A 10,996-nucleotide genomic window follows, 5' to 3' on the forward strand; every position below is an offset into this window, starting at 1 on the left:
CCAGAGTAGGAACAGCGCGTCGCGGATGTCAACGTCCGACCCGGACCGTGGCCACCGCGAGCCGCTAGCATCCTGCGCATGCCACCCCCGTCCGCCCGCCCGCGGCGTGCCACGATCCGGGACGTCGCACTGGAGGCTGGCGTCTCCCGAGGGACCGTCTCGCGCGTCCTCAACGGCGAGCCGTATGTGTCCGCGCAGGCGCGCGAGGCGATCGAGCGCGCCGTGGCGAAGGTCGGCTACGTGCCCAACACCGCCGCACGCAACCTGGCCCGGCGGCGGTCGCAGGCCGTGGGCATCGTCGTCCACGAGCCGCACACGCTGTTCCTGGAGGACCCCAACATCGGCGCCATCCTGCTGGGCGCGAACTCGGCGCTGTCGGCGTCCGACCACCAGATGGTCAGCCTGGTGATCGACTCCGAACGCGACAGCCGCCGGGTCGTGCGGTACCTCAGCGGCGGGTTCGTCGACGGCGTCGTCGTGGTCTCGGCGCGGCGCAACGACCCGCTGCTCTCCGCCGTGGCGCGCCTCGGCATCCCCGCGGCCGTGGTGGGACGCCCGCCCGGCATGCCGGCGGTCCCGTTCGTGGCGATCGACAACCGTGCCGCCGCCCGGTCCATCACCGAGCGGCTGCTGGCCACCGGACGGTCGCGGGTGGGCATGGTCGCCGCGGCGCTCGACCGCGACTCGGGCGCCGACCGCCTGGCCGGCTTCCGTGCCGCCCTCGGCGACCGGTTCGACCCGGACCTGGTGGTGTCCCGCTCGCTGTACGAGTACGGCACCGGCCGCGACGGCATGGCGGAGCTGCTGGCCCGCGAACCCGCGCTCGACGGCGTGTTCGCGGCGTCGGACGTCGTCGCGGCGGGTGCCCTCGACGCGCTGCGCGCCGCCGGTCGCCGCGTGCCCGACGACGTCGGCATCGTCGGCTTCGACGACAGCGCGTGGGCGCTGCGGTGCCAGCCGCTGCTGTCGACCGTCCACCAGCCGGCCGGGGAGCTCGGCCGCCAGGCGGCCGAGCAGGTCCTGGCCCAGCTGCGCGGCACGCCGCCCGCGCTCGACGGGCTGCTGCTGGACACCTACGTCGTCTGGCGCGAGTCGGCGTGACGCCGGGGGCGTGAGCGCGCGGGCGTGAGCGCGACCCGGTGCGCTCGTCGACGTCCAGCCGCGGCGCCCCGGACGGACCGGCCCCGCACCGCCCCGTAGAGTCGAGGGCAGTTCCGAGGGAGGTCAGGTGGACAACCACAAGATCGGCGAGGTGGCCGAGCGCACGGGCTTGTCGCTGCGCACCATCCGCTACTACGAGGAGGTCGGCCTCGTCACGCCGTCCAGCCGCACGCACGGCGGCTTCCGGCTCTACTCCGACACCGACATCGCCCGGTTCGAGGTGATCAAGCGGATGAAGCCGCTGGACTTCAGCCTCGAGGAGATGCGAGACCTCCTGGACATCATGAGCCGGCTGGACGAGCCCGGCGTCTCCCCCGACGTGCGCGCGCGCCGGCTCGACCAGCTCGCGATGTACCAGGTGGCCGCCGAGGAGCGCTGCCGCAGCCTGCGCGACCAGCTGCGGATCGCCGAGGAGTTCTCCGGCACGCTGCTCGACACCATCGCCCGGCACCAGGACGCGTCCGACCGCGCCCGGTGAGCCCCGGGCAGGCGTGCCCGGCGCGCCGCACCAGGTAGCCCGCACGCCGGCACCCTCAGGCCGATTCGGCCGCCCGCGCCTCGTCGGCATGGGCCACGTGCACCAGCTCGCGCCAGATCAGCACGGTGAACAGCGCGGAGCCCGCGAAGGCGAACCAGAACGGGGCCACGACACCCCACCGCTCGGCCAGCACCCCACCGATCGCCGAGCCGACCACGAGGCCGCCGAAGGACCCCACCAGGTTGACGCTGCCGACGCGGCCCTGCAGGGCCGTGGGCACCGCGCGCTGGCGCACCGTGATCGACGTCGTGCCCCAGATGAACGCGTGCGCACCGAACACGAAGAACACCCCGACGGCGATCCACGCGTGCGTCGTGACGGCGAGCGCCCCGTGGGTCAGCGTCTCGGTGACCAGGCCCACCCGCAGGAGGTTGCCCAGGCTGGCCCGGCGGGTGATCCAGCCGTAGCTTGCCAGGCCCACCAGCCCGCCGGCGGCCATCACCGTGGTGAGCAGCCCGAACCCGATCGCGCCCAGGCCCAGGCGCTGGGTCGCGTACAGCACGAGCACCGACCACGCGGCGCCGAACGTGATGTTGAAGATGAAGATCGTCAGGACCAGCGTGCGGACCGCCGCGTGGTGTCGCACCCAGCGGAACCCCTCGGCGATGTCGTGTCGCAGCCGCGCCGGCGCCACGCCGCGGTCGGGTCCGTGGCGCGGCAGGACGATGCGCGACACCAGGACCGCGCCCGCGCCGACCACGAGCGCCTGCGCGCCGAACGGCCACACCGTCCCCACCGCGAACAGCGCCGCACCGATCGGCGGCCCGGCCAGCTGGTTGACGGTGATGAACCCCGCCTGCAGCCGCGAGTTCGCCACCGCGAGGTCGTCGCGCCCGACCAGCATCGGCAGCAGGGTCTGGGAGGTGTTGTCGGCGAACACCTCGGCGGTGCCGACCAGGAACAGCGCCACGAGCACCACGGCGATCGAGACCCGGTCGGTCGCGACCGCCACGGTCAGCACGGTCAGCACGGCGGCGCGCACCAGGTCGACCGTCACCACGAGCCGACGGCGATCGACGCGGTCCGCCAGGGCCCCGGCGAACAGCCCGAACAGCAGCGGCGGCAACCACTGCAAGGTCGCGGCGAGCGCGACCAGCCGGGCGTCGTGGGTCAGCGAGGCGACCAGCAGCGGACCGGCGGCCAGCGCGATGCCGTCCCCCAGGTTGCTCACCCACGAGGACGCGAGCAGCCACCGGAAGCTCGTGCCGAGCCGCGCAGGCACCACGGTCTCGACGAGTCGGCTCACAGGCCGCAGACCCTAGCGCCCCGGCGGCGGGCGGGCGGGCACGGTCAGGTGCCGGTCGACGTCCCGGCCGCGGTGGCCCCGACGTCGTCCGGGTCGGGCGTGCGGAACGGCACGTCACCGTCCGGGCCGGCCGCCGCGTCGGAGACCGGCGTCGCCTCGCCACCGGGCCGCACGTCCGACTCCTCGCCGCCGACGCCGAATCCCGGCGCCGCGTCCGGTGCGCCGGCGCCCGGGTCGGCCGCGGCGATCGTCTCGTCGTCGTGGTCCGGGTGCGGGATGAACGGCTCCATCATCGACATCGTGCTGACCTCTCGGCGGGGACGGGGACGTGCGGGTCCACGATCGCCACCGGCACGGACCTGCCGGGCCAGCGTCGCACCTCCACCGCCGCCCGGCACGACGGCGGTCGTGACGGTCGGGTGGTCGCGGCCGCCGTCGGGGGTCAGGCCGGGAGGCGCACACCCGACGTCGACCAGGAGATCACCATGCGCAGCAGCTCCCGCTGCGGGTGGACGCGTCCGACCCGTCCGTCGCCGTCGAGACCGCCCGCCGGGTCGCGGCCCGGCTGGGCCTCGGGTCCAGCGTCACGCTCGTGGAGCAGGGGCCGGCGCGCCACCCCCGGGCGCCGGCCCGTCCGCCAGCCGCTCGGAGACCCGCGAGCCCCGGGTGCCGTCCGCGGCGCTCGGTCCGCCGGTGAAGGCGCCGTGGTACCGGCGCGCCGGGTGGGTGTCCTCGGCCAGCACCCGGCCCGGTCCGTACAGGTTCTCGCGCAGGGTCGAGCCCTCGTACTGCGTCCGCGCCCGTCCCCGGCGCTGCAGCTCGGGGACCACGAGGTCCACCAGGTCCTCGAAGGTGCCCGGGGTGATGGCGTAGGCGAAGTTGAAGCCGTCGACGCCGCCGTCGTCGACCCACTGCTCGAGCTGGTCGGCGACCGTCCCGGGCGAGCCGACGATGACCGGGCCCATGCCGCCGATGCTGCGCTGCTCGACGATGTCCACCGGCGTCCACCGCCGGGCCGGGTCGATGTTGGCCAGCGAGGCCAGCACCGAGCGCAGGCTGTCGTTCTCGATCTCGACGAGCGGCTGGTCGGGGTCGTACTGGGAGAAGTCCACCCCGGTCCACCCGCCGTACAGGGCGAGCGCGCCCTCCGCGGACGCGTAGGACAGCAGGTCGGCGAACTTGGCGTGCGCCGCCTCGTCGGTCTCGGCGGTGATGACGGTGACCAGCACGAAGATCTTCACCGAGTCCCGGGAGCGGCCCAGCGCCTCGGCGCGGTCGCGGATGTCGTCGCTCGTGGACCGTGCCTGGTCGATGGTCGCCGGGCTGATGAACACGCCCTCGCCGTGCTTGGCGGCGAAGGCCCGTCCGCGCGGGGACGCCCCGGCCTGGAAGATCACCGGCGTGCGCTGCGGGCTCGGCTCGGTCAGGTGGATGCCGGGGACGCTGTAGTACTCGCCCTGGTGCCCGATGGGGTGCACCTTGGTGGGGTCGGTGAACACCCCGCGCTCCTTGTCGCGGACGACGGCGTCGTCGTCCCACGAGCCCTCCCACAGCTTGTAGGTGACGTCGAGGAACTCGTCGGCGAGGTCGTAGCGCTCGTCGTGGCCCAGCTGCTTGTCGAAGCCGAGGTTGATCGCGGCGCTGTTGAGGTACCCGGTGACCACGTTCCACGCCACGCGCCCACCGGTGAGGTGGTCGAGCGTGGAGAACTTGCGGGCCAGCGCGTAGGGCTGCTCGTAGGTCAGCGCGCTGGTGATCCCGAAGCCCAGGTGCTCGGTGACAGCGGCCATCGCGGGCACCTGGGCGAACGGGTCGTTCACCGGCACCTGGACCGCGTCCGTCAGCGACGCGGCCACGGAGTCGCGGTAGACGTCGTAGACCCCCACGACGTCGGCGATGAAGAGCGAGTCGAACCGTCCCCGCTCGAGCAGCCGGGCCAGGTCGGTCCAGTAGTCGAGGGTGTTGTACCGCCAGGCCTGGCTGTCGGGGTGACGCCAGGTGCCCGCGGACTGGTGCGTCACGCAGGTCATGTCGAACGCGTTGAGGACGATGCGGCGGGGCATGGCGGGTCTCCTCCCGGCAGGGCCGGCGCCCTGGTCGTCATTACCCGTGCCGGGCGGCACGGGTCAGGTCCTCACCCGGAGCACCCCCACGACGGGAGGGGTTGCCGGCCAGCAAGCCGGGGCTCAACGCTGGCACTCTTGACCTGCGGCGACGGTATGCAGTCTCAGCGAGTGGGTCAACGGCGTCCGAATGCCGGGATCTCAGGGCCCGGGCCGCCCGCGCCGCTCCGGGGTCAGGTCCGCAGGCGGCGCAACGCGGCGGCGGCCTGGGGCAGGACGTCGAACAGGTCGCCGACGATGCCCAGGTGCGCATGGGCGAAGATCGGGGCCTGCGGGTCGGGATTGACCGCGACCACGGTCGCGGCGGCGGCGACGCCGTTGCTGTGGTGCACGGCGCCCGACACACCCGCCCCGACGTACAGCCGGGGCGAGACCGTCACGCCGCTCTGCCCGACGAGGGTCGCCGCGTCGGCCCAGCCCTCGGCCACCGCGACCCCCGTCGCTCCCACCGCACCGCCGAGGGCGTCGGCGAGCTCGTCGACGGGCCCGAAGTCGCCCCCGGTCCCGCCCCCGCCGACGACGACGACGTCCGCGCCCACCAGCGGCGGCCGGTCCCCCGTCGCGATCTCGGCGCGCTCGACCAGCCGCCATCCCCGGTCGCCGGCCGGCGGCCCGGCGACGTGCGGGCACACCGGCGCCGGGGCGGCGTCGGGCACGGGGACGGCGGGCAGCCCGCCGGTCCGGAGGGTCACCACCGCCCGGGGGCGCTCGACCGTCACCCGGGCGGCCCAGGTCCCGGCGAAGCTGCGACGCACGGCGACCGGCCTGGCGTCGGGGCCTGGCTCGACGCGCTCGGCGCCGGTCACCAGCCCGGCGCCGAGGCGGTGGGCGACCAGCGCGGCGAGCTCCTGCTCGTGCGGTCGGGCGCCGAGCAGCACGGTCGTCACACCCAGGGCCGCCGCCAGGTCCGCGACCGCGGCTGCGCCTGCGCCTGCGCCTGCGCCTGCGAGGGTGCGCGGGTGGGCGGCGTCGCCGCCGACGCGCACGTCGTGCAGTGCCCGGGCGCCGTACCGGCCGACCCGCTCGGCGTCGTCCGACGCGCCGCCGCCTGCGCCGGTGAGCCGCACGACGTGCACCTCCCCCAGGGCGCGGGCCGCGGTGACCAGGCGAGCCGCCTCCTGCGGGTCGGCGCCGGAACGAGCGTCCAGGGCGTCGGGGGCGTGCCGGACGACGAGCACCGCCGGCCGGCCGGGTCCCGCGGACGGGATGCGGCACGGGGTGCAGCGGGCGGTCACGGCACCAGTCCGTTCGTGATGAGGTAGTCCGCGAGCCGCTCACCGGCCGTGCCGTCGTCGACGAGCAGCACCCGGCCCGCGGGCGGGCACGAGCCGACCTCGGCGACCCGGGTCCGCGCCGCCGGGTGGCCGACGGTGAGCGGGTCGAGCCCGAGGTCGGCGACCGTCCAGGTCACCACGGGGACCGCACGCGCCGCCCGGATCGCGGCCGTGGTCACGGGCTGGTCGTCGGTGACCGCCGTGGCGACCGCGACGACCGCGGGCCCGTCGGCCTCGTGCACCTCGAGCCGGCCGGCGGCCCGGCGACGGACCCGCACGACGCCGCCGGTCACGGCGGCCTCCGTCGCACCGGTCGCGCACGGCATGTCGAGCTCGGCGGCGAGCAGGACGGGCAGCACCGCCGTCCGGGCGTCCCGCGACGCGGCGCCCGTCAGCACGAGGTCGACACCGCCGTCGGCGGCGAGCCGACGGACGGCCGCGGCCAGCACGGTGGCGGTCGAGAAGACGTCCGACCCCGCCAGGACGGCATCGGTCACGAGCACGGCGCGGTGCGCCCCCAGCTGCAGTCCGCGCCGCAGCGCGCGGGCGGCGGACGGCGGTCCCATCGTCAGCACGGTCACCTCGGCGCCCGCCCCCGGGGCCAGCCCGACGGCGACCCGGACGGCGTCCTCGTCGGCGGCGTTCAGCGTCGCGTCGTCCGCGTCGCGGCGCACCCGGCCGTCCGCGGTGTACCCGCGGTCGGACGCGTCGTCGGGGACCTGCTTGACGCACACGACGATGGTCATCGACGGCTCCTGCCGGTGGGAGGGTTCGGGCGGCGGGCCCGCGCGCGCGCCGGGCCGGCCGGGGACGAGCCTGCCCGCCGCCCGGGTCGCCGACGTGGGCCCAAGGTCCCCGTCACGTCTGGTCAGCCCCCGTCGACCCAGGGCGACCGGACGTCGAACTCCGTCGCCACCCGGCCCATCTCGGCCTGGGTGAGTCCTTCGGCCCGGCCACCGGCCACCAGGTCCATGTACTCGTAGCGGGCTCCGGTCTCGGCGTACTCGATCCGGTCCACGGCGCGCGTCACGGACAGGTCCGAGCGCGCCATCACCCCGTGCTTGCTCCACAGCACGACCTGCGCCTCGCGCAGGCCCGCCACGTTGGCCGCCATGAGCTCGGGCGACCCCGGGACCATGAACTCCAGGACGCCGACGCCCTCGGACAGCGCGACGACGGTCTCCGGCTCCCACCGCAGGATGCGGCGGTTGAGCACCGCCGGGTCTCGGTACGCCGGGATGTGGCTGAGGTAGGTCAGGTGCGGCGGCTGGGCGTGGACGACGGCCTGGAAGGTCGGGTGGCGGCGCCCGACCTGGTCGTCGTGCACGGCGAGGTGCGAGTTGAGCTCGCTGGTCAGTCGCTCGAACAGACGCCGGGGCGAGGTGTGCAGGGTCCCGGTACGGCCGTCGTCGTGCACCCGGACGGCACCGACGTTCGCCAGCGGGTCATGCTGGATCTGCCGCAGGCGGCGGCCCGAGCCCGTGACGAGGACGGTGCGTCCGGCCAGCGCGACCGCGGGCAACGGGAGGGTGATCTCCTCCTGGACCGGGAACCGGCGCCGCAGCTCGAGGTCCCAGCCGACGTAGACGGAGATGTTGCCGGCTCCCGCCTCGCTCGCGTCGATCTCGCTGATGCGGGCGCCGGCCACGCCCATCGCGGTGAGCAGGTCGTCCAGCTCGGGGTACGGCTCGGTGATCGGCATGGGGGCCTCCGGGGACGGGATCGCGGACGCGTGAATCGTTTCAGTGACGGTGCGGGGTGGTCTGGGTCCGAGGTCGCGGACCGTGCGTCGGCCGCCGAACCGCGGGCGGCAGCCGCCGGCCCGCCGGGTCGAGCCCCTCGGGCCACGCTCCGACCTCCTCGGTGGTCCACTCGAGGCGGTCGGCCGTCCTGGTCCCGCGGTCCGGCGCGCCCGACGCGCCGCGGCGGGCGTAGCGTGGAGCCAGTGAGCAACGACCCGAGACCGGCCGCGGCAGTCGCGACGTCCACCCGGGCAGCCATCGTGGTCGCGTCCGACCGGTGCGCCCGGGGTGAGGCGGACGATCGCTCGGGCCCTCGTGCGGCCGACGCGCTGCGTGCCGCCGGCTTCGAGGTCGGTCGGGTCCGGGTGGTGCCCGACGGCGTCGAGCCCGTCGCGGCCGCCCTGCGGGACGCCCTCGCGGAGGGCGCGCGCGTCGTGGTGACCAGCGGCGGCACCGGCGTGGCGCCGAGGGACCGCACGCCCGAGGCGACCCGCACCGTCGTCGACCGCGAGCTGCCCGGCCTGGCCGAGGCGCTGCGCCGGGGCGGCGCGGACCACGTGCCCACCGCGGTGCTCTCTCGCGGCATCGCCGGCGTCACCGACGCGGGCGCCGTCGTGGTGAACCTGCCGGGGTCTCCCGGCGGGGTCGCCGACGGGCTGGCGGTCCTGATCCCGCTGCTTCCCCATCTGCTCGACCAGCTCCTCGGAGGGGACCACGGATGACCCTCGTCCGCGTCGTCGACGCCCCCCTGGACCTGGCGGCCCACGTCGCGGCGGTGACCGGCCCGCGCGCCGGTGCCGTGGCGACCTTCCTCGGCACCGTGCGCGACCACGACCCGTCGGTCGAGGGCGAGGTGGTGGCGCTGGACTACTCCGCGCACCCCGACGCCGAGGCCGTCCTCGGCCGGATCGCGGGCGACGCCGCGCGGGTCGACGGCGTCCTGGGCGTCGCCGTGAGCCATCGGGTGGGCGTCCTGCCGGTCGGGGACGTCGCGATCGTCGCCGCGGTGGCGACCGCGCACCGCGCGCTCGCCTTCGACGTGTGCCGGGACCTCGTCGAGACCGTCAAGGCCGAGCTGCCGGTGTGGAAGCGCGAAGTCCTGCGCGACGGGTCGCACGTGTGGGTGGGCCTGTGAGCACCCCCGACGCCTCGCCGGTGCCGGCCGGACTGGTCGACCGCTTCGGCCGGGTCCACCGCGACCTGCGGATCTCGCTGACCGACCGGTGCTCGCTGCGCTGCACGTACTGCATGCCGGCCGAGGGCGTGCCGTGGCTGGCGCGGTCGACGATGCTGAGCACCGACGAGCTCGTCCGGGTGGCGGGCGTCGCGGTGGGCCTCGGGGTCACCGAGATCCGGCTGACCGGGGGCGAGCCGCTGCTGCGCGCCGACGTCGTCGACGTCGTGCGGCGAATGGCCGCGCTGGAGGGGCCGGGCGGGTCCCCCGAGGTCTCGATCACCACGAACGCGCTGCGGCTGCCGGCTCTCGCTGCGCCGCTGCGCGACGCCGGGCTCGCGCGCGTGAACATCAGCATCGACACGCTCGACCGGGAGAGGTTCGCGAACCTCACCCGCCGGGACCGGCTGGACGACACCCTCGCCGGGATCGCCGCGGCCAAGGCCGCCGGGTTCACGCCGATCAAGCTCAACGCGGTCGCGATGCGCGGCGTCAACGACGACGAGGTCGTGGACCTGGTGCGGTACGCCGTCGACGGCGGCTACGAGATGCGCTTCATCGAGCAGATGCCGCTCGACGCGGGGCACACCTGGGAGCGCACGACCATGGTGACCCAGGCCGAGGTGCTGGCGTCCCTGCGGACGGCCTTCACGCTCACCGAGGTCCCCGGTCGCGGGTCGGCTCCCGCCGAGCTCTGGTACGTCGACGGCGGCCCAGCCACGGTCGGCGTCATCGCGTCGGTCACGGCTCCGTTCTGCGGCGCGTGCGACCGGGTCCGGCTGACCGCGGACGGCCAGCTGCGCGCCTGTCTGTTCGCCCAGACGGAGACCGACCTGCGCTCGCTGGTCCGCGAGGGCGCCGACGACGACGCGCTCGCGGACGCGTTCCGTGCGTGCCTGGCCGGGAAGCGGGCCGGGCACGACATCGACGACCCGCTCTTCCTCCAGCCGGTCCGGCCGATGAGCGCCATCGGCGGGTAGGGCTGGGGCTGCCGGCGGTCGTGGTGGCGGCCGGGGTCGTGGTGCGCGGCTTGTGGTGGTGGCCGGTGGTGGTGATGGTGGGTGTCGCCCGGCGCCGACGCGAGGTGGGTGTCGGGGCAGTGCATCGGCGCGCGAGGTTACGTCGGCGCACGAGGTCGTGTCGGCGCACGAGGTCCGTCGGCCCGGCGTGGGTGCCGGCCGGCGAGGTATGTCCGCGCCCGCGCGGTTGGTGCGGGCGACCACCGGGGTGCCGAGTCCGCGAGGCGGGTCCGGCCCGCAGGTGCGTGCCGGGTTTGCGATGTGCGCCGGGCCGGCACAGCATGCCGGGCCATCGCGCACCGTCGGCGGCCGCCCAGCCACGATGCGGAGAAGCGATTTCGGCGTCGACCGGAGGGCGACCGCAAGTCGAGATGCGTCCAGGAGCGTCGCGGTCTTCTCGGGAGGGCACGCGGCCGACGCCATCAGCGCCGACCACAGAGCTGGTGGTCATGGATTCCGTCCCCAGGATTTCACGCCCTGTCGGCTGTGTCGGTGGGCCGTCCTAGAATTGCACCATCGGATTAGCGTTACGTGGGCGACCCGGGCAGGAGGGCGGTGCGCGATGAACATCGACGACTCTGTTCCTGCGCCTTTCCACGACGCCGGATCCGACGACGGTTCGTGCCTTTCTCCCCAGGTGGCTGCGGCGTTGTCGGCGATGGAGGCCGCGGTCGACGTGCTGGCCGGTCTGGACCTGACGGTGGTGGACGGGCCGGCGG

Annotated in this window: 11 protein-coding genes and 1 riboswitch; of the genes, 5 read left to right on the forward strand and 6 right to left on the reverse strand. The window is 75.2% G+C overall.

Translation table 11 applies throughout. From position 1 onward, the window contains the following. Window positions 1-78: 78 nt before the first annotated feature. Together Q0840_RS18165 and Q0840_RS18170 are read left to right on the forward strand one after the other, a co-directional pair. Window positions 79-1,101 carry a LacI family DNA-binding transcriptional regulator gene (locus tag Q0840_RS18165; protein ID WP_298462308.1) on the forward strand — a complete coding sequence of 341 codons (1,023 nt, stop codon included), beginning with the start codon at window positions 79-81 and terminating at the stop codon, window positions 1,099-1,101. Between the two features lie 127 nt (window positions 1,102-1,228). Then, window positions 1,229-1,639 carry a MerR family transcriptional regulator gene (locus Q0840_RS18170; RefSeq protein WP_298462312.1) on the forward strand — a complete coding sequence of 137 codons (411 nt, stop codon included), beginning with the start codon at window positions 1,229-1,231 and terminating at the stop codon, window positions 1,637-1,639. 55 nt (window positions 1,640-1,694) lie between these two features. Here the strand turns inward: Q0840_RS18170 and Q0840_RS18175 are convergent, their stop codons facing one another. From Q0840_RS18175 to Q0840_RS18200, 6 genes are all read right to left on the reverse strand, one after another. Beyond that, complete coding sequence (locus Q0840_RS18175; protein WP_298462315.1) at window positions 1,695-2,945, reverse strand: MFS transporter; 1,251 nt, start codon at window positions 2,943-2,945, stop codon at window positions 1,695-1,697. Between the two features lie 44 nt (window positions 2,946-2,989). Further along, the gene (locus Q0840_RS18180; protein ID WP_298462318.1) at window positions 2,990-3,244 is read right to left on the reverse strand and encodes a hypothetical protein; all 255 of its coding nucleotides are present in this window, start codon (window positions 3,242-3,244) and stop codon (window positions 2,990-2,992) included. Window positions 3,245-3,529: 285 nt separating this feature from the next. Continuing rightward, the gene (locus Q0840_RS18185; protein ID WP_298462321.1) at window positions 3,530-5,008 is read right to left on the reverse strand and encodes an LLM class flavin-dependent oxidoreductase; all 1,479 of its coding nucleotides are present in this window, start codon (window positions 5,006-5,008) and stop codon (window positions 3,530-3,532) included. Between the two features lie 31 nt (window positions 5,009-5,039). Then, a riboswitch (SAM riboswitch) is annotated at window positions 5,040-5,152 on the reverse strand. A gap of 89 nt (window positions 5,153-5,241) precedes the next feature. Then, window positions 5,242-6,303 (reverse strand): electron transfer flavoprotein subunit alpha/FixB family protein, encoded by a 1,062-nt coding sequence (locus Q0840_RS18190; RefSeq protein WP_298462324.1) that lies wholly within the window; start codon window positions 6,301-6,303, stop codon window positions 5,242-5,244. After that, window positions 6,300-7,088, reverse strand: a complete 789-nt coding sequence (locus Q0840_RS18195) for an electron transfer flavoprotein subunit beta (RefSeq protein ID WP_298462328.1) — start codon at window positions 7,086-7,088, stop codon at window positions 6,300-6,302. Before Q0840_RS18195 ends, Q0840_RS18190 begins: the two co-directional genes overlap by 4 nt. Window positions 7,089-7,210: 122 nt before the next feature. Further along, entirely contained in the window at window positions 7,211-8,044 is an 834-nt protein-coding gene (locus Q0840_RS18200) for a class II aldolase/adducin family protein (RefSeq protein WP_298462330.1), read from the reverse strand. A 243-nt stretch (window positions 8,045-8,287) separates the two neighbouring features. On the opposite strand from Q0840_RS18200, the gene Q0840_RS18205 reads away from it, so the two are divergent. Genes Q0840_RS18205 through moaA form a run of 3 tightly spaced genes read left to right on the forward strand, consistent with a single transcriptional unit; the run spans window position 8,288 to window position 10,238 of the window. After that, window positions 8,288-8,806 (forward strand): MogA/MoaB family molybdenum cofactor biosynthesis protein, encoded by a 519-nt coding sequence (locus tag Q0840_RS18205; protein WP_298462332.1) that lies wholly within the window; start codon window positions 8,288-8,290, stop codon window positions 8,804-8,806. Continuing rightward, a complete protein-coding gene (locus tag Q0840_RS18210) occupies window positions 8,803-9,219 on the forward strand; it encodes a molybdenum cofactor biosynthesis protein MoaE (RefSeq protein ID WP_298462334.1) in 417 nt (138 codons plus the stop codon). The genes Q0840_RS18205 and Q0840_RS18210 overlap by 4 nt, the downstream gene beginning before the upstream one ends. After that, on the forward strand, window positions 9,216-10,238 hold the full coding sequence (moaA, locus tag Q0840_RS18215) for a GTP 3',8-cyclase MoaA (RefSeq protein ID WP_298462336.1): 1,023 nt from the start codon (window positions 9,216-9,218) through the stop codon (window positions 10,236-10,238). The genes Q0840_RS18210 and moaA overlap by 4 nt, the downstream gene beginning before the upstream one ends. The last annotated feature ends 758 nt before the right edge of the window (window positions 10,239-10,996 follow it).

The sequence above is a fragment of the uncultured Cellulomonas sp. genome, from assembly GCF_947494015.1.
GTDB lineage: Bacteria > Actinomycetota > Actinomycetes > Actinomycetales > Cellulomonadaceae > Pengzhenrongella.